Raw genomic sequence first — 18,270 nt, forward strand, 5'->3', positions numbered from 1 at the left:
AATTATAGATTTCTAAGAAGAGTTAATCGTTTATGGATAGGCAAAGGGGATGAAAAAAATGAAAGAAATAATTACATGTTTTAAAGGAAGAAAATAAGGTGATTGGTGAGATAGGATTACATAAAAGTATTCCAGATACTTCAAAGGTCTTAGATGATAAAGAGGTTACAACTTTGTACTATAATATTTCAAAAAAGGAGTATGATGTGCAAGCATTATTAGATTATGAGTAAGCTTGAGTGGTTATGAAAAAGTTGAGAGTATAAACTCTCAACTTTTTTACATAATGCTATCATAGTAAAAACAGATAGCATTATCGATTATAGTGCTAATATAAATATTAAAGTCTGGACTATTAGCTTTAAGTTTATTTAGCTTGATTAAAGTAGATTTTCTAAAACAATAAGTTCTAACAAATTCGAAATTTTCTCCATCTACAGGTGGAGTTATACCATTAGGATGTACTTTACCTTTTTTATTTTTATGAGATTGGGGAGTAAACTTTGTTTCAGTAAAAGGTTTAGCTTCAGCTTTTCTTTTATCAAAAGATAATTTTTCTTCTGTAGCTTCATGGGTAAAACAAAAACTAGCAACAGCATCCTTAGATGGTGGTACATAATCTGTAAAACAAATTTCATCCATTGGTTCTTCGTAACATAAATCATCTTTAGACATTACAAATTCTTTTTTTCTTCTAGCCATATCAAACCTCCAATTATATTTTCAACAGTAATATATGCAAAAGTAAAAAAATAAATATTGTTTTGAATATATAAATACATAAATATATAAATATGCATAATTGTGGATACGTGTAAATGTGTTACAATAAATTTAGGACTATAATTAAGACTAGGTATTAAAGAGAATGGAGCATTATATGATTTATAAGCTAAGAGATACAGAAAAGGCTAAGGATTTATTTGGAAATTGGGAAGAAACAATTATATGGTCATGTCTTCAAAACATAATGGGAAGTATTTATGTAGATGATAAAGAAGATCCAAAATCTGCAATGGCTGTACTTGGAGACTTTTGTTTTTTTGGGGGCGTAGCTAATAAAGAGCTTGTACAATATAAACCAGATTACTATAAAGAGAATTTTATAATAATGGTACCTCAAAGTAATGAGTGGTCAGTACTAATTAAAGAGTGTTACGGAAATAATGCAAAAAAAATTACTAGATATGCTATTAAAAAAGAAGAGCATATTTTTCATAGGGATAAATTGATTGCTATTGTAAATTCTTTACCAAGTGAGTATGAACTAAGAATGATAGATGAAGAGATTTTTAATTTCTGCAGGTTAAATGATTGGAGTAAGAGTTTTGTAGCTCAATATTCTGATTATGAAATGTTTAAGAATCTAGGGTTAGGAGTTGTTGTTATGAAAGATAATGAACCTATTTCAGGTGCAGCTGCTTATTCAAGGTATAGAGGTGGAATTGAAGTGGAAATTGATACTAAAGAGGAGTACAGAAGAAAAGGGTTTGCACTATGTTGTGGAGCAAAATTAATTTTAGAATGCCTTAATAGAGGGTTATATCCAAGTTGGGATGCTCATAATAAAGCCTCTGTTTCATTAGCTGAAAAATTAGGTTATAACTATCATTATGATTATTTGGCTTTTGAAGTATGGGATTACTAATATTATTCTTGAACCAGAAGGCTTACAGGCAGAGATAAGTAATAGCAAAACTACAAATGAAACAATTAAAAATTTAAAATACGATATTGATAAAAGGAACGTAGACCTTCAAAGTATAGATAAGTTCAGTAAATGTTAATGCACTTCAGTTAAAGTTAGGAGGTTCCCTTGGATTAGGCGCTGATATTGACGTGTCTATACCTATATTAACATTTGATATGCCATGGGAAGATTAAAAGATGAGGAGTGATTTATTGGTTTCATTAATGTAACTGAATTATTTATATTATTTTGTTTCTGGATTAATATTTTAGTAAGAGAAAGAGTAGTAAGAAAGCATCCAGAAAATAAACCTACAAAGATAGCACTTAAATCATTAGGAATTGCTATATATATGATTGCAGTTATGTTTTTTATATCAAAAACATTTGCAGCTGTGGTGTTATTTAAATTATCATATGGTAGCAATAGGATAATGGCTCCTTATGAAATTTGGAGCAATCCAAATGAAATGAGTATAGTTTTTTTTATAATAGAAATGTTATTTAATATATTACTATTTGCATCACTTATATGTAAGGGGACTGATATAAGGAGAGGTTGTGACGAATAGATGAAAAAATCAACTTAAATAAATATTAGAAGTAGTAAGGGGGATTTTTGGGGGGATTTTTATAGTAAAAGATTTTAATATTATCATAAAAGCTATTTTAGTTGGCTATGCTGCAATAAATTCACTAAATAACATGGATAAGCCATGGGTAAATGTTTCTATCATTTTATCTATAATTATATTATCAATGTTAAGCTATTTACTTCCAAAAAGATTAAGAAGGAATATATACTTTATAAATATAATCTTTTCAGCAGTAGTAACAATATATATAAATAAAATTATTATAATTCTATTTGCTTTTACATTAGCAGAGTATTTATCTATAGAAAAAAAGGTTTATTATAATTGCCTATTTATTATTCCAACAAGTATTCTGTTTACATATAAAAATAATCTATGTGTAGAGTTAACCTCAATCATTGCACTTTCAGTATATGCATTAATTTATGGAAAAAAACAAGAAGAAAGATTAGAATTCTTAGAAAAAGAGTGGGATCAAAATAGAAGAATTAATTCAGAATTAAGTTTAAAAATGAAATCTAGGGAGAAGTTTATAGAGCAAGAAAAAATATCTGCAAAGTTACAAGAAAGAAATGAAATTTCTGGTGCTATGCATGATAAGATAGGACATACTTTAGCAGGAGCGTTACTTCAACTTGAAGCTTTAGGTATTATTTTGAAAAAAGATGGAAATGAAAAAGCAGTAGGTATTATAAATAATTTAACCAATTTACTTAGAAATGGAATGGATGATATAAGAGCAACATTAAGAAGTATAAAACCTCCAATAGAAGAGCTTGGAATTAATAAAATTAAGCAGTTACTTCAAAATAAGTTAAAGGACACTTCATTTAAATACATACTAACAAGTGAAGGAAATCTAGATTTAATATCCAGGAGACAGTGGGAAATAATTATTGAAGGAATAAGAGAATTATCAACTAATTCTCTAAAATATTCTAAAGGTAATAAAATTAAGGTTAATATAGAGGTGTTAAATAAATATATAAAAGTAGAAGTTATCGATGATGGTATTGGTTCAAACAAAATTATAAAAGGAATGGGATTACAAGCGTTAGAAGAAAGACTGCTAAATTTACAAGGAAATTTAATTCTAGATGGAAGTAGAGGGTTTAGGGCAATTATGATATTTAAAGAAGAGGGAGAATTATAATGTGCATTAAAATTGCTATAGTAGATGATGATGATTTAATTAGGGAGAGTTTGAAAATAATTATTGGATCTAATGAGGAGATTGATGTTAAGGGAACATTTAAAAATGGACAAGAACTATTAAAATATTTAGAAGGAAGCTACTTGGATGTAGTTCTTATGGATATAAGAATGCCAATTTTAAATGGTGTAGAAACATTGGCAGAAATGGGAAGAAGAGATTTGAAGACAAAAGTTATTGTGTTAACAACCTTTGATGAGGATGAATATATAGAAAAATCATTAAATCAAGGAGCGATTGGGTATTTATTAAAGAATACTACGCCAGATAAAATTATAGATACTATAAAAATGGCTTACAATGGTATATCAGTAATTCAGGAAGATATATTAAAGAGATATAAGGAGATTGGACAAGATACTCCTAAGGGAAAAATAGATAAATCACTTTTTACGGATAGAGAATATGAGGTGATTGTAGGGATTTCTCAAGGGTTAAGTAATAAGGAAATAAGCAAAAAACTATTTATCTCAGAAGGAACAGTGAAAAACTATATTACATCCATACTAAATAAAACAGGTTTAAAGCATAGAACACAAATAGCTGTTTATTATTATACAGGAGAGAGGATATGACTTTTGTCATATAGAGAATATGACCTTTTCTACAGTTTGTAGAAGGTCTTTTTTTATATACTAAAGTTAGAAAGTGAAGGAGGAAATAATAATGAAGGTAATAGAAATTGATAAGTTGGTTAAAAAATTTGATGACTTTGTTGCCATTGATAATATTTCATTATCCATAGATGAAGGAGAGATATATGGACTTCTTGGCCCAAATGGAGCAGGTAAAAGTACAACTATTAGTACTATATGTGGCTTAGTAAGACCTTCTTCAGGTGATATAAAAATAATGGGAACTAGCATTGAGAAAAATGATGTTAATATAAAAAGAAAAATTGGACTAGTTCCGCAAAAAATAGCTATATATGAGGAATTTACTGCTAAAGAAAATATTAGCTTTTTTGGTGAACTATATGGACTTAGGGGAAAAGAATTGAAAGAGGCAGTAGAGAGAGCGTTAGAGTTTGTAGGTCTTAAAGATGTTAAGAATAAAAAGGCTAAAGAATATTCTGGTGGAATGCTTAGAAGGTTAAATATAGCTTGTGCTATTGTTCATAATCCTAAGATAATTATTATGGATGAACCAACTGTTGGAATAGATGCTCAATCTAGAAATCATATTTTAGATTCCATTAAGAAATTAAACGAAGAAGGTACAACAATAATTTATACTTCTCATTATATGGAGGAGGTAGAGTCCATATGTACTCAAATAGCTATTATAGACCATGGTAAAGTTATAGTAGAGGGAACAAAGGATGAACTAAAAAGTATAGTAGATGATAAGAAAACCCTATCTCTTACACTTAATTCTTATGAAGAAATTAATATTGAAGAAATTAAATCTATTAAGGGAGTTTTATCAGTATATCAAGATGATAATTTAGTAACTATAAACACTTCTAAGAATGTAAATAACCTAGATAAAATAATTAATTATTTTACAAGAAATGAAATTGGTATTGGTGATATTGGATATAGAGAAGTTACCTTAGAAACAGTTTTTCTGACATTAACCGGCAGAAGCTTGAGGGAGTAGGTGAGATTTTATGTTTCATGTTATTGTTGATGGACTTAAATTTAATCTTAGGCAAAGAAAATGGGTGATATTTAATACATTATTTCCAATTTTTCTTATGGTACTTCTTGGCGTAATGTTATCTAATACTAACTCTATAAATAGTGAAAATGAAGTTATTAATATATGTTATTACAATGAATCAGGAAAAGATGAAATTATAAATGAAATAAAAGATAATGTATTCAATTATGAGGATTTTAGTATAAAAGAAGTATCATCTGTTGAAGAAGGAAAGGCTAATGTTGAAAATGAAAGAGCAATATTTATTTTGCTTAAGGAAGGCTCTATAGAAACTTATTATTCGGAGAAAAGAGTCTCAGAAGGTGCAACTGTCCTATCTTATTTAAAGTCCTTTAGTGATACCTATGCAAGTATAAATGAATTATATATGGTAGATGTAGATAGGGCATCTGAAATTATTAGTAGTGAAGAATTTCTCAATGATAGTATAGACGTAAGGTTTATTAAAGAGGAGGATGCTCCTAATTCTTATCAGTACTATGGAATAGTTGAAGTAACTATGATGATGCTTTATGTAACATTATTTCCCATAGGATTACTTGGATTAGAAAAATCATCTGGAATAAAGGATAGAATAATTTTAACAGGATTATCTGATTTTAAATATTTTGTTGGAAGAATTATTTCAAGTTTAATTCTAAGCATAATTATAATTACACCAGGATTTTTATTTTCTCTCTTTAAATTAAAGTCAAATTGGGGAGACAATCCACTCATAACTTTTATGTATGTAATAGCTGCTGCTTTAATGATGGTTACCTTAGGAACTTTTGTTGGTTACGCAATAAAGCAAAGAGATAGGGCAGCATTGTTCTTACAAGGACTTATTATTCCAGTCTTTTCTTTCCTAGGGGGATCTTATATATCACTACCTCTTGAAATGAATGGAATATTCAATTTAGTAACAAATATTTCTCCTTTAAGATGGTTAAATAAGGGCATATTTAAAGCTGCCTATGAAGGAAATTTTTATTGCCTAAATGTAAGCTTAGTAATAAGTATTACAGTAACTATAATTTTATTTTGTTGTCTTTATATATGTATTAGAAGGGAGAAGAGAGAAGTATGAGAAGTGTATATGCCTTAGTAAAGAATAATTTAAAGATAATGATATTAAAGAAACCTGCGTATACAATACTAACAGTAGTTTTTCCTTTAATTATATTTCTATTTGCCCCAAAGATTATAGATGGATCTATCACTGAAATAAATGTAGGAATATATGATGAAAGTAAATCTTTTTCTTCTAATAAATTAGATGAGTATTTGTCTGATATTGATATGATTAATCTAGTTAAAGTTAATAGTGAAGATGATCTAAAACAAAAATTTAATACTAGAGATATTTATTTAGGTATAATGATTGAGAAAAATATGGAGGAAAAAATATTAAAGGGCGATAATTCAGGTGTGATTTTATATGGGATAGAAGGGGAAAATATTCATGAAATTTTAGATAAAGGACTATCTATTGAATTATCCAATATGATAAATTTAGCAAAAGTAAATGAGGGTGACTTTGAAAAATATAAATTGTCAGTTGAAAGAAAAGAAAAAGAAAAAATTCAAGTTTCATATAAAGGTTTAAATGATGTAAAAAAGAATCATAGTATAAGTCAAAGCTTAATAGGGTTTATAATTATGTTTGCTTTTTATAGAGCAATGAGTGGTTCTGGATTAATTAGCGAAGATAAGGAACAAAATATGTATACACGAATTCTTACAACTAGTGTAAAACCATGGCAATATTATTTAAGTAATATTATAAGTACAACTATTTTACTATCAATTTTATTTTCAATAAGTGTTATAGAAATAAACTTTGTTTCAACCATAGAAATTGGAGTTAGTAACCTTATGCTTATAGTGATATTATTAATATTAGGAATAGTTGCAGTATCTGTAGGAACATTTTGTATGACCATAACTAATGATAGAGATTTTTCAAGCATAATAAGTAACTTTGTTACAATATCATTTCTAGCATTAGGTGGGTGTTTTGTGCCTTTATCCTATTTAAGTAATACAATAAATAAAATTTCATATTTTACGCCTATAAGATGGGCAATGGAAGCTATTAATAATGCACAGCAAGGAGCAGATATAAGTGTAATTGTAATGAACTTATTAGTGTTAAGTTTATTTGGAATGGTATTTTTTATTATTTCAGTTTATTGTATAAATAAGCGTGATAAGGTTGACAATGTAAGATAGATATTTAGTTGTAGTTTTAGAAAACAATATGGTTAATCAGATACTAGTCTATATGTCTTATTTTAATCCACACTATGCCAGTAAACAATCAGGAAAAATTTCATAATTAAATATATTTATGATGTATATAAAAAATTATAATTGTAAACAGTCGTTAGGTTTTATACCTAGCGGCTTTCTTCTTAACTTAATAAGAACCGTAATTATAGCATTTCATATATTAATAGTAGTAAGTTTTTTTACGAAAGATAAAAAATATGTTTAAATTATAGGAGGAAATATGAATATTACAGGAAGTGTAATTTTTAATATAAATAGTCAACCTAATGAAGCTTCTGGAAATCAACCAATAAAAGGTGTGCCAGTAGCAATACAAGTTAGAGGAGATACAAATATAGAAGGAACATTTGTAGGTAAGGGTATTGTAGTTTTAACAAATAGTGATGGTAATTTTGCTTTTAGAGACGTTCCAAAAGGAAGTTATCGTATAGTAGAGGCAGCTGGATACACAGGTGAAATTTCAAATAGTGGAAACTGGAATTCTAGTAAAAGTATATCAGTAACCCCAAGTGATCCAGATATAGGCTTAATAACATCTCCACCAAGGGAAACAAATCGTGTAAATTCTTTATCACCGAATACAGTATACGTTAATGTTTCTAATTCTAATATTTCCAATGTAAGATTTGTAGATGCACCAGTTGAAGATATATATCTTGAATTAAACAATTATGTAACTATAGGTAATAATCTAATTACAGCTGGAAATGATGGAGATTTTGGGATATTACCAAATGGAACTCCTGTTGATACAAGCCCTACAACAGTTCCATACTCAGATTTTATAACAACTTTTAAATATGTACGTTACGTCTATTTTAAGCCTAATGATGGTGAGTATTCTATTAGTAACACTATAACTAATACTAATTTTGGAACATGGTTTAATGTTTCAGATCATACAACAGGTGATGAAAGCGGACGTATGATGATAGTAAATGGAAGCAATCCAAACCAATCTATTTTTACTACAACAGTTACTGTAGAACCAAATACAAATTATGTATTTTCAACATGGGTTATGAATATAGACTCAGAACTAAATTCAGTACTTCCAGAATTACGTGTAATTGTAAGAAGTAATACAGAGTTTCTTTTTAATCAACCATTAAGTAGTACTCTTAGGGTAACTAGGATTCCAACTTGGAGACAAGTAGGAGCAACTTTTAATAGTGGAAACAATACAAGATTAACAGTTAGTTTTATAAGTGAAGGCGGTCCAGCAGGAGGAAATGATTATTTAATTGATGATATTAGGTTATTGCAACTTCAAGGTGCTCCAGTTACAAATATTCAAAAGAGTGTAGATAGGATTATAGCAAGCACTGGTGATACTATAAGATATACAATAACATTTATAAATTCAAGTAATCAACAATTAACAAATGTAATTTTTAGAGATATAGTACCTGAAGGAGTAACTATAGTTCCAAACACTTTAATGATTAACAATGTACAATTAGATGAAAGTAATATAAATTCAGGTATATCCTTAAGAGATATTAATGCTAGAGAAACCATAACTATATCATTTGAGGTAAGAGTTAATAGCAATGTTAGGAATGGTTATACAGTAATCAATAATGCTGGAATAACCTATACTTTTAGAGATTCAACTGGAAGTAACAGAACAATAACTACTACTAGTAATACAGTTCATACAATAATAATAAATACAAATTGTCCAGTTTGCCCAGCAGGACCACAAGGTGAAAGAGGACCTCAAGGGCCCCAAGGACCAATGGGTCCACAGGGAGAAATTGGACCAAGAGGCCCACAAGGAATTCCAGGAGAAAAATGTATTCATGACTATTTATTTGTAAACACGCCTTATTGTAAGTGCATAGAAGGTAAGGAGCTAATTCCTTTAATGAATAATATACAAGTAAAAGGTACAGCTATTATTCATAGAGAAGGACGCTCAATTATAATTTTATCTCCAGGAAAATCATATTTAATTAGTTGTAATCTTACTGCTTCTATATGTGATTTAAGTTGTACAAATGAAATAAATGTAATTTTCTTACTAAATGGAAGACCCTATCCTGGAATGAGTTCACAAAGTATATATAGGAAAAATCAATGGGTAACTATCACTGGTAATTCTATTATTAAAGCCAATAAAGATGTCATTGGAATTGCTTTAGTTAATGCATCAAGCTGTTGCATAAAATTAAGAGATGTTAATATAACAATCATAGAAATATAAAATTAGAGCTGTTGAAAAAATTTTTCGACAGCTTTTAATATATGTGGATAGTTGCTGGATTATGAAACGATATACTAAATGTACTAATAAATACTTGCAGTTAGAAGGAGTAAACAGAATAGAGATAAATGAGGGAAATTAAATTTTCTCTTTACTTATTTACTTTAATAGACATATTAAAGTTAAACATGCAAAAACTAATAATGTATAATTTTAATAAAACAATTTATTTAGTATTCTACTATAAATAAAATAAACAAAGGAGAAAAGATGGATAGAATTTTAAAAGATAAGACTATAAAACTAGAAAATACCTATGCTAAATTACCAAGTAGACTTTTCACAGCTAAATATCCTGAAAAGGTAAAAGAACCAAAGATTGTTGCGCTAAACAAAACCTTAGCTAAAAATCTAGGAATAGATGTAAGCTTCTTAGAAAGTGAGGAAGGAGCAAATTTTTTAAGCGGTAATAAAATTTTAGATGGTACAACACCAATTGCACAAGCTTATGCTGGACATCAGTTTGGATACTTTACTATTTTAGGTGATGGAAGAGCAGTACTTCTTGGGGAATACTTAACAAAGGATGGAGAAAGAGTAGATATCCAGCTTAAAGGGTCAGGTAGAACTCCTTATTCTAGAGGTGGGGATGGTAAGGCATCATTAGGCCCGATGCTTAGAGAATACATTATAAGTGAAGGAATGTATGCTTTAGGTATACCAACTACCAGAAGTTTGGCCGTATTAAAAACAGGAGAAGATATTTTTAGAGAGGATTTCTTACCTGGTGCAATACTAACAAGAATTGCAAAAAGTCATATACGTGTAGGAACATTTGAGTATGCTGCAAGACTTGGAGATAAAAAATATTTAAAGGAATTGGCAGATTATACTTTAGAGAGACATTTTGATGGAAATTATAATGGGAATCCTTATGAATACTTACTAAATCAAGTTGTAAAAAGGCAAGCTGAATTAATTTCAAAGTGGCAACTTGTAGGGTTTATTCATGGAGTTATGAATACAGACAATATGTCTATAGCAGGAGAAACTATTGACTATGGTCCTTGTGCTTTTATGGATATATATGATCCAAGTACTGTATTTAGTTCAATAGATCTAAATGGTAGATATGCCTATGAAAAACAGCCTAGAATTGGTGGGTGGAATCTAGCAAGATTTGCTGAAGCTATATTATCATTATTAGATGATGATAAGGATAAAGCAATTGAGATAGCAAATGGAGCTTTAGATAGATATAACCAATTATATTTAAATAATTGGTATTCAGGAATGAGAAAAAAGCTTGGTTTATTTAATGAAGAGGAAGGAGATAAAGATTTAATAGAAGGGCTTCTAAGTATAATGCTAAAATATAAAGCAGACTATACAAATACTTTCTATAACTTAACTATTGGAAAGTTTACAAGCATGGATATTTTCTATATGGATGAGTTTAAAACATGGTATACTTTATGGAATGAAAGATTGAGTAGACAAGAAGAAGGCAAGGATGAAGTAAAAAAACTTATGGAAGAAAATAATCCAACTGTAATACCAAGAAATCATAGAGTAGAGGAAGCACTAGAAGCAGCAGTAAATAGAAATGATTATAGTGTAATGGAAAATCTTATAGCAGTTTTAAAAAATCCATATGATTACTTAAGTGTTAATGAAGAATATACAAAGTTACCTAAAAATATAGAGAAAGGATATAAAACCTACTGTGGTACATAAGATAGTATAGAATATTGATAAATAAAGTATAGAAATAGTTAAAGAGATACCTGTTAAATTACAGGTGTCTTATTATTTTGCTCAAAAAATACTTATTTTTCATTATTGATAAATTTTATCAGTAACATTATTGAATAGAATTTTTTTTTTCAGTATATACCAATTAATAAAAAGACACTGAGAATTATATTCAACTGAAATAGGGGGATTATTTTAGTTAAAGGGGTAAAAATTGCTTTGAATCGTGGACTTGATTCACTTATAGTGGTTAATTAAGTTTTGAAAGGAGTTTTTGATTATGACTTTAAAAGAATTAAAACCAGGTGAATCAGGTACAGTTAAGTCAATTGGGGAAAAGGGAGTTATGATTACAAGGTATGTAAAATGATATTATCATCACTGTTCCACTAATTACAGTAGATAATTAGTGGAACAAAAATAATATTGTTAGATTATAAACTTTGACCTAAACAGTTTGTATCATCAGCTATATCTCTAACATCGTCTTGTAAGTCACAAATATCGCTTTGAATAGATCTTAAGATATTCTTTATTCTGTTACTTACGCAGCAACGACTTTCAAATAAAGTATCATCTAGATTATTAAAGCATTGATTTAGGCAGTTAATAGCATTATTAGTATTTCTTAATTGATTTTCAAAAGCTCTTAATGCTCTTTCTGTTCTCTCATCCATTGGACTATTATCAAATCTTCTTCCACAGCAAAGACGTCTGTCATCACGATCCCTATCTCTATCTCTATTACAATCTCTGTCTCTATCTCTATTGCAATCTCTATCCCTATCACGATCTCTATTACATTCACATTCGCTACTTAAGAAAGAAGTATTGTTATAAAAATTATCTCTATAGTTACGGTAAGCTTCTGCTATTTCAGAATAATTATTATTATTTTCACACATAGTAAATCCACCTTTTCATCTTTTTGTTATTTATTTTTTATCCATTCGTATAATTTATCTTATGTAGATAATAGGTAAATGGTGATAAAAAAATAAAAAGTGTATAATATTATTTTTTTGTAGATATCCTTTTACTTTAAAGACAGTCTTTATTATGTATTTAAAGTATATTTATAGACAAATATTATAAAAATTAGGTATACTAAGGAAGAAGCAATAAAGATGAATAGGGGGAGCACTAATGAGTATAGGAAAGGTGCAAGAAAAAATAAGAAGTTTAAATAATGTAAGAAATAATCCGAAGGAATATCTTGATAAATGTGATGAAATAATTAAACTATTAATAGGTTCTAATGAAATATATACTTTAGTTAGTAAGGATTCCAGTGAAGAGTTCATAAAAAGCGGTAGGGGTGATATAAGATATGGTATACATGAAAATATACCTACAATGTGGCTCTTTTCTGAAGAGAAGATAGCTAAGGAATATGCTGATTATTATAATTTAAAGCTTAAAGGAGAATATTTAATAAAAAAAATACCATTTGAAGAACTATCATTAGAGTCTTATAGAGCTATGTTTTCAGGGGTTGGGAAGCTTATTGTAGACGAAGGAAGAGAATATTTAGCATGTAGTTTGTATGATTTGGTAAATCAATGTTTAATAAAAAATGGACAAGATCCTATACTAGAAAGAAAAGAGTATCTTGTTATGAACATACTAAATAGCATTAAGTATGGTAATGCAAAGTTATGGGTAGTTCCAAAGGCAGGGACAACATTTAATGATATAATATTTAATAATTTTGATCCTGCAATAGAAGGGGGCTATGTAAGATTTTTTATAAACAAGAACGAAAGTAGTACTTATTCAAAGAGATTAGGACATACTAATGGTATTTCTATAGATTTAGATATGAGCAGTTTTAATACTACCATAGAGAGCTTATTAAAAAGTGAAGCTAAGGGAGTAAAATTTATTATAAATAATATAGAATCAGATATAACAGTAGAAAAGTTAAATTCTTTATTAAGTAAGATGAATTAGAAAGTATTGACAAAGCATTGTCAATGGAATATAATTCAAGAAAAACAAAATAGTATAAGCTACGATAGGGAAAAGTATTATAGAATACAGTTTTAAGAGAGAAAATGTCACCGGCTGCAAGCATTTTTAAACATGACTATAAGAAAAACTACCCAGGAGCTATGATTTAGTAACTTATTTAAAGCGAAATGTCATCGGTGAAAATCGATAAAATTTAAGAGAAGAATTGAATTTTTTAATTCAATTTGGGTGGAACCACGGATAATTAGCATTCGTCCCAAGTAGGGATGAGTGCTTTTTTTATATATTATTAAGAGGAGGTAGAAAAATGAGTATTAAAGTAAAGTTGAATGATGGGTCAATAAGAGAAGTAGAAGAAAACTTAACTCTTTTAGACCTAGCAAAAAGCATTAACAGAAATCTTGCTAAAAAGGCAATTGTAGGTGAAGTAAATAACACCTTAGTAGATTTAAATTATATGCTAAAAGACAATGATGAGGTAAACATTCTAACAGCTGATAATGATAAAGCAATTGAGGTTATTAGACATTCTACCTCCCATATAATGGCACAAGCAGTAAAAAGGTTGTATAAGGATGCAAAACTAGCAATAGGGCCATCAATAGAAAATGGGTTTTACTATGATTTTGATATTGAGAAGCATTTAACTATTGAAGACTTACAAAAGATAGAAAAGGAAATGAATAATATAATTAATGAAAATTTACAATTTGAAAGGTTTGAGGTTTCAAGAGAAGAAGCTCTTAAAATTATGGAGGAAAACAATGAATCCTATAAAATAGAACTTATTAATGACTTACCTCAAGGAGAAAAAATATCTCTTTATAGACAAGGAGAATATGTAGACCTTTGCAGGGGACCACATATACCTTCAACTAAATATGTAAAAGCTTATAAATTAACAAGTGTTAATGGTGCATATTGGAAGGGGGATGAAAAGAATAAAATGCTTCAAAGAATTTATGGTGTAGCATTCAAAAATAAGGAATTATTAGAGAAGCATTTAGCCAATATTGAAGAAGCTAAGAAAAGAGATCATAGAAAACTAGGTAAGGAACTGAAGTTGTTTACTTTTGTTCAAGAAGGCCCAGGATTCCCATTTTTTCTTCCAAAGGGTGTATTTTTAAAAAATAATCTTATAGAATTTTGGAGAGAGCTTCACAAATTGGCAGGATATGTGGAAGTTGAAACACCTATTATGTTAAATAAGCAGTTATGGGAAACTTCAGGACATTGGTATCATTATAAAGAAAATATGTATACTTCAATGATAGATGAAGAAGAGTTTGCACTTAAGCCAATGAATTGTCCAGGTGGGATGTTAATTTATAAATCTGAAGCACATTCTTATAGAGATTTTCCAGTTAGGGTGGGTGAACTTGGAAGAGTTCACAGACATGAACTTTCAGGAGCATTACATGGTCTTATGAGAGTAAGAGCCTTTACACAGGATGATGCTCATATATTTATGTTACCTAATCAAATAAAGTCTGAAATCATGGGGGTAGTAAAGCTTATAGATGAAGTATACTCTAAATTTGGTTTTAGCTATAAGGTTGAGTTATCTACAAGACCAGAGGATTCCATGGGTAGTGATGAAGATTGGAATTTAGCAGAAGGTTCATTAAAGGGGGCATTAGAAGAGTTAAACCTAGACTATATAATAAACGAAGGTGATGGTGCTTTTTATGGGCCTAAGATTGACTTTCATTTAGAAGATAGCCTAGGAAGAACATGGCAATGTGGAACAATTCAATTAGATTTCCAACTTCCTCAAAGATTTAATTTAGATTATATAGGTCAAGATGGTGAAAAGCATAGACCTATTGTAATCCATAGAGTTATTTTTGGAAGTATTGAAAGATTTATAGGAATTTTAATTGAACATTTTGCAGGAAAATTCCCAACTTGGCTTGCTCCAGTTCAAGTTAAAGTACTACCTATATCAAATAAGTTTGAAGACTATTCAAATAAAGTAAGGGATATATTAAATGAAGCTGGAATAAGAGTTGAGTTAGATGATAGAGATGAAAAGATAGGTTATAAAATAAGGGAAGCAAGAAATGAAAGAGTACCATACATGGTTGTTATAGGTGAAAAGGAAGAATGCTTAAATAAGATATCACTTCGTAGTAGAAAAAATGGTGATGAGGGAGTTGTTAATTTATATGAATTAATTTCAAGGATAAATGAGGAAGTAGAAAATAAATCTTTATAGGTTGAAAATTAAGAAATATTTTTTGTGAAATTGCAAATGCTATTCTTGAGGTGATATATATGGCAAATAGAATAGTTGAAACAATTAAAAAAAGTGGCGAAATTTCAGATTATGTTTTAAGCAATGGTGAAACTATTTCAAAAGAAGTAGGGGTAGAAAGAGCTAAAAATGGAGAAATTGAAGGAGTTATTATAGCTCATTCAAGAAAAGGTGAAGAATATTTAAGAACTAAGCCTGATGGAGAAGAAGGCAACAATCTTTCTTCAATGAATAAATAATAAAAGAAATGCTCTGCAAATAATTGCAGAGTATTTTTTAATTATCTATTTAAGTTATTAATTAAATTTACTACTGAACCTGTTAAACCGTAAACTAAAGTTCTCATAAATTTACCTTCTACATATAGTTATATTTTACCACAAAGCAATTAGTGGTCAAACATTCAATTGTTATAATATGGCTTATAGTGTAAAATTAAATTATAATTTAATTTTAGGTGAAGATTATGATTAATAGAAAGTATTTTTCAATAAATAGCAAGAGAGATATAGAAATATTAATGGAGGAATACAATTATTTTCATGATAGTTGTATAAGTGAAATTAATTATGAAAGTGGGGCATATGTTAATGAGGATTTAAGTATGCAACCCATTAATGATAAAAGAATACTAAAGGTAGTTTTTCAAAGGCAAGGAAATCCAAGAAATTTAGAGATTAAGTTTAATAAATTAATTAGATTAAACCTTGTTCCAGAATCAGAAGATTATGATTGTACAATATTTGGAGTAACATTAGAAATTAAAGATGGAAATATATATTGGATAAATGGGGAAGATATTTCTTTTGATAGAATAGATAGCTATAGGCATTATACTTGGGTTATAGCTAAAGAGGGTGAGTATAGCTTTTATTAATATAAAAGAAAAGGTTTAGAGGTGTGGAAATGGTTAAGAAACCATGGAGTATAAATGAAAGAATTTTGAAGAATATGATAAAAGGAGATAAGAATTATGACAGAAAGAGAAAAAATGATTGCAGGAGAAGCTTATAATCCTGCTGATAAGGAACTAGAATATTTAAGATATAATGCAAGAATACTAACAGAGGAGTATAACAAAACCTCTATTAGAGACAAGGAAAAAAGAAGTGAACTATTAAAAAAGTTGTTTGGATCAACAGGTGAAAATATTTATATTGAACCTAATTTTAATTGCGATTATGGATGTAATATACATGTAGGAGAGAATTTTTATGCAAATTATAACTGCGTATTTTTAGATGTTTGTGAAATAAGAATTGGGGATAATTGCTTTGTAGCTCCACAGGTTGGAATATATACAGCAACCCATCCTCTAGATCATCAGGAAAGAATTAGTGGAACAGAGTTTGGGAAACCTATAACAATAGGAGACAATTGTTGGATAGGAGGTAGCGCTACAATAGTTCCTGGAGTTACTTTAGGAAATAATGTTGTAGTTGCTGCTGGTGCTGTAGTCACTAAGAGCTTTGGAGACAATGTTGTAATTGGTGGGAATCCTGCTAAAATCATAAAGGAATTATAAAAGCTATGGAAAGTTTAATCTTTCCATAGCTTTTTAATATTTGAAAGATAATTTTAGAAGATAGAATCTATTAAGGATTATAAAAGTAAAATATTTAGAATTTAAATCAACAAAATTACTTTTAATCATGTATATGGAAAAATATATGGTATAATTATACATATGAATATTTATATATTTTTATATTTATATGTTTATTTCTTTATTTGTTTATTGGTAGGTGAATAATTATGGTTGGAGTATATTTTAGTGGAACAGGTAATACAAGATACTGTCTTGAGAAATTTTTAAGTGAATACCAGGGGGATGGGAAGAGTTTCTCCGTTGAAGATCCAAATATAATAAATGTCATTAGAGAAAATAAAGATATTGTATTTGCGTATCCAATATATTTTAGCAATTTGCCTAAAATAGTTAGAGATTTTATAGAAATAAACCAGAAAGAGTTTAATGGAAAAAATATTTTTATTATATCAACCATGGGATTATTTAGTGGTGATGGAGCAGGATGTTCAGCTCGTTTATTAAAAAAATATGGAGCCAATATATTAGGTGGGTTACATTTAAAGATGCCTGATTGTATTGGTGATAAAAAGGTATTGAAAAAATCCTTAGAAGAAAATAAAGCTATAGTAAAAGAGGCTGAAGAAAAGATAAAAGAATGTGCTAATAAATTTAAAGCTGGAGTGCCTTTAAAGGAAGGATTAGGTTTTAGATATCATATAGTTGGTTTATTTGGTCAGAGATTATGGTTTTATAATAAGACTAAGAGTTATACTGACAAGTTTAAAATTATAAGTGAAAAATGTGTTGGATGTGGTAAATGTGTTGCAGTATGTCCAATGAATAATATTGAATTAGATAATGATAAGGCTAAAGGGAAAGGCAAGTGTACAATGTGTTACCGTTGCTTTAGTAATTGTCCAAAGCAAGCAATTACAATTTTAGGAAAAGAAGTTCAAGAGCAATGTAAGATTGAGAAGTATATATAATAAGAAATCATGTTATTATATACAATAACTATTATGCTTGGTATAAGATATGTAGTTGTGATTTTTTCACTAATGAAAGAAGGGATTTAGCTTATTTTTGTGCTAAATCCCCTCTTTTATT

General features: G+C 28.7%; 18 protein-coding genes and 1 other annotated feature. Of the genes, 16 read left to right on the forward strand and 2 right to left on the reverse strand.

What is annotated here, in order from left to right; genetic code table 11:
• Nucleotides 1–98 precede the first annotated feature (98 nt).
• Nucleotides 99–233: a hypothetical protein gene (locus KIB46_RS04360; RefSeq protein WP_291670974.1), complete on the forward strand. Its 135-nt coding sequence runs from the start codon at nt 99–101 to the stop codon at nt 231–233.
• Nucleotides 234–279: 46 nt separating this feature from the next.
• On the opposite strand, the gene KIB46_RS04365 is transcribed toward KIB46_RS04360, so the two are convergent.
• Nucleotides 280–702 (reverse strand): hypothetical protein, encoded by a 423-nt coding sequence (locus KIB46_RS04365; RefSeq protein WP_156562892.1) that lies wholly within the window; start codon nt 700–702, stop codon nt 280–282.
• 178 nt (nt 703–880) lie between these two features.
• On the opposite strand from KIB46_RS04365, the gene KIB46_RS04370 reads away from it, so the two are divergent.
• The 9 genes from KIB46_RS04370 (at nt 881) to KIB46_RS04410 (ending at nt 11,383) form a co-directional block, all read left to right on the forward strand.
• On the forward strand, nt 881–1,648 hold the full coding sequence (locus KIB46_RS04370) for a GNAT family N-acetyltransferase (RefSeq protein WP_291670975.1): 768 nt from the start codon (nt 881–883) through the stop codon (nt 1,646–1,648).
• 394 nt (nt 1,649–2,042) lie between these two features.
• Nucleotides 2,043–2,261: a hypothetical protein gene (locus tag KIB46_RS04375; protein ID WP_291670976.1), complete on the forward strand. Its 219-nt coding sequence runs from the start codon at nt 2,043–2,045 to the stop codon at nt 2,259–2,261.
• 133 nt (nt 2,262–2,394) lie between these two features.
• The gene (locus tag KIB46_RS04380) at nt 2,395–3,438 is read left to right on the forward strand and encodes a histidine kinase (RefSeq protein WP_291670977.1); all 1,044 of its coding nucleotides are present in this window, start codon (nt 2,395–2,397) and stop codon (nt 3,436–3,438) included.
• A complete protein-coding gene (locus tag KIB46_RS04385) occupies nt 3,438–4,073 on the forward strand; it encodes a response regulator transcription factor (RefSeq protein ID WP_156562880.1) in 636 nt (211 codons plus the stop codon). The genes KIB46_RS04380 and KIB46_RS04385 overlap by 1 nt, the downstream gene beginning before the upstream one ends.
• A gap of 91 nt (nt 4,074–4,164) precedes the next feature.
• Nucleotides 4,165–5,100 carry an ABC transporter ATP-binding protein gene (locus KIB46_RS04390; RefSeq protein ID WP_291670978.1) on the forward strand — a complete coding sequence of 312 codons (936 nt, stop codon included), beginning with the start codon at nt 4,165–4,167 and terminating at the stop codon, nt 5,098–5,100.
• A gap of 10 nt (nt 5,101–5,110) precedes the next feature.
• Complete coding sequence (locus KIB46_RS04395) at nt 5,111–6,232, forward strand: ABC transporter permease (protein ID WP_291670979.1); 1,122 nt, start codon at nt 5,111–5,113, stop codon at nt 6,230–6,232.
• Entirely contained in the window at nt 6,229–7,377 is a 1,149-nt protein-coding gene (locus KIB46_RS04400; protein WP_291670980.1) for an ABC transporter permease, read from the forward strand. The genes KIB46_RS04395 and KIB46_RS04400 overlap by 4 nt, the downstream gene beginning before the upstream one ends.
• A gap of 280 nt (nt 7,378–7,657) precedes the next feature.
• A complete protein-coding gene (locus KIB46_RS04405; protein WP_291670981.1) occupies nt 7,658–9,646 on the forward strand; it encodes a hypothetical protein in 1,989 nt (662 codons plus the stop codon).
• Nucleotides 9,647–9,916: 270 nt separating this feature from the next.
• Complete coding sequence (locus KIB46_RS04410) at nt 9,917–11,383, forward strand: protein adenylyltransferase SelO (protein WP_291670982.1); 1,467 nt, start codon at nt 9,917–9,919, stop codon at nt 11,381–11,383.
• Between the two features lie 452 nt (nt 11,384–11,835).
• On the opposite strand, the gene KIB46_RS04415 is transcribed toward KIB46_RS04410, so the two are convergent.
• Nucleotides 11,836–12,306 (reverse strand): hypothetical protein, encoded by a 471-nt coding sequence (locus KIB46_RS04415; protein WP_156562866.1) that lies wholly within the window; start codon nt 12,304–12,306, stop codon nt 11,836–11,838.
• Between the two features lie 241 nt (nt 12,307–12,547).
• Between KIB46_RS04415 and KIB46_RS04420 the strand changes: the two genes are divergently transcribed.
• The 6 genes from KIB46_RS04420 (at nt 12,548) to KIB46_RS04445 (ending at nt 18,149) form a co-directional block, all read left to right on the forward strand.
• Nucleotides 12,548–13,354, forward strand: a complete 807-nt coding sequence (locus KIB46_RS04420; RefSeq protein WP_291670983.1) for a hypothetical protein — start codon at nt 12,548–12,550, stop codon at nt 13,352–13,354.
• 52 nt (nt 13,355–13,406) lie between these two features.
• Nucleotides 13,407–13,637, forward strand: a binding site (T-box leader).
• Between the two features lie 45 nt (nt 13,638–13,682).
• Complete coding sequence (thrS, locus tag KIB46_RS04425; protein ID WP_291670984.1) at nt 13,683–15,593, forward strand: threonine--tRNA ligase; 1,911 nt, start codon at nt 13,683–13,685, stop codon at nt 15,591–15,593.
• 59 nt (nt 15,594–15,652) lie between these two features.
• Nucleotides 15,653–15,871, forward strand: coding sequence for a DUF3892 domain-containing protein (locus KIB46_RS04430; RefSeq protein ID WP_156562858.1), 219 nt, complete (start codon nt 15,653–15,655; stop codon nt 15,869–15,871).
• Between the two features lie 227 nt (nt 15,872–16,098).
• Nucleotides 16,099–16,509, forward strand: a complete 411-nt coding sequence (locus tag KIB46_RS04435; protein WP_156561134.1) for a hypothetical protein — start codon at nt 16,099–16,101, stop codon at nt 16,507–16,509.
• Nucleotides 16,510–16,605: 96 nt separating this feature from the next.
• The gene (locus KIB46_RS04440) at nt 16,606–17,157 is read left to right on the forward strand and encodes a sugar O-acetyltransferase (protein ID WP_291670985.1); all 552 of its coding nucleotides are present in this window, start codon (nt 16,606–16,608) and stop codon (nt 17,155–17,157) included.
• A gap of 230 nt (nt 17,158–17,387) precedes the next feature.
• Nucleotides 17,388–18,149, forward strand: a complete 762-nt coding sequence (locus KIB46_RS04445; RefSeq protein WP_156561132.1) for an EFR1 family ferrodoxin — start codon at nt 17,388–17,390, stop codon at nt 18,147–18,149.
• The last annotated feature ends 121 nt before the right edge of the window (nt 18,150–18,270 follow it).

This window comes from Clostridium sp. (assembly GCF_018372875.1).
In the GTDB taxonomy this organism is placed as follows: Bacteria; Bacillota; Clostridia; order Clostridiales; family Clostridiaceae; genus Clostridium.

Bases quoted from the DNA above. Each gene is read 5' to 3' on its own strand.
- KIB46_RS04395 (WP_291670979.1), top strand. From the start codon at position 5,111: ATGTTTCATGTTATTGTTGATGGACTTAAATTTAATCTTAGGCAAAGA.
- KIB46_RS04405 (WP_291670981.1), top strand. From the start codon at position 7,658: ATGAATATTACAGGAAGTGTAATTTTTAATATAAATAGTCAACCTAAT.
- KIB46_RS04415 (WP_156562866.1), bottom strand. From the start codon at position 12,306: ATGTGTGAAAATAATAATAATTATTCTGAAATAGCAGAAGCTTACCGT.
- KIB46_RS04440 (WP_291670985.1), top strand. From the start codon at position 16,606: ATGACAGAAAGAGAAAAAATGATTGCAGGAGAAGCTTATAATCCTGCT.
- KIB46_RS04445 (WP_156561132.1), top strand. From the start codon at position 17,388: ATGGTTGGAGTATATTTTAGTGGAACAGGTAATACAAGATACTGTCTT.
- KIB46_RS04435 (WP_156561134.1), top strand. From the start codon at position 16,099: ATGATTAATAGAAAGTATTTTTCAATAAATAGCAAGAGAGATATAGAA.
- KIB46_RS04380 (WP_291670977.1), top strand. From the start codon at position 2,395: ATGGATAAGCCATGGGTAAATGTTTCTATCATTTTATCTATAATTATA.
- KIB46_RS04390 (WP_291670978.1), top strand. From the start codon at position 4,165: ATGAAGGTAATAGAAATTGATAAGTTGGTTAAAAAATTTGATGACTTT.
- KIB46_RS04365 (WP_156562892.1), bottom strand. From the start codon at position 702: ATGGCTAGAAGAAAAAAAGAATTTGTAATGTCTAAAGATGATTTATGT.
- KIB46_RS04410 (WP_291670982.1), top strand. From the start codon at position 9,917: ATGGATAGAATTTTAAAAGATAAGACTATAAAACTAGAAAATACCTAT.
- KIB46_RS04400 (WP_291670980.1), top strand. From the start codon at position 6,229: ATGAGAAGTGTATATGCCTTAGTAAAGAATAATTTAAAGATAATGATA.
- thrS (WP_291670984.1), top strand. From the start codon at position 13,683: ATGAGTATTAAAGTAAAGTTGAATGATGGGTCAATAAGAGAAGTAGAA.
- KIB46_RS04370 (WP_291670975.1), top strand. From the start codon at position 881: ATGATTTATAAGCTAAGAGATACAGAAAAGGCTAAGGATTTATTTGGA.
- KIB46_RS04375 (WP_291670976.1), top strand. From the start codon at position 2,043: ATGATTGCAGTTATGTTTTTTATATCAAAAACATTTGCAGCTGTGGTG.
- KIB46_RS04385 (WP_156562880.1), top strand. From the start codon at position 3,438: ATGTGCATTAAAATTGCTATAGTAGATGATGATGATTTAATTAGGGAG.
- KIB46_RS04420 (WP_291670983.1), top strand. From the start codon at position 12,548: ATGAGTATAGGAAAGGTGCAAGAAAAAATAAGAAGTTTAAATAATGTA.
- KIB46_RS04430 (WP_156562858.1), top strand. From the start codon at position 15,653: ATGGCAAATAGAATAGTTGAAACAATTAAAAAAAGTGGCGAAATTTCA.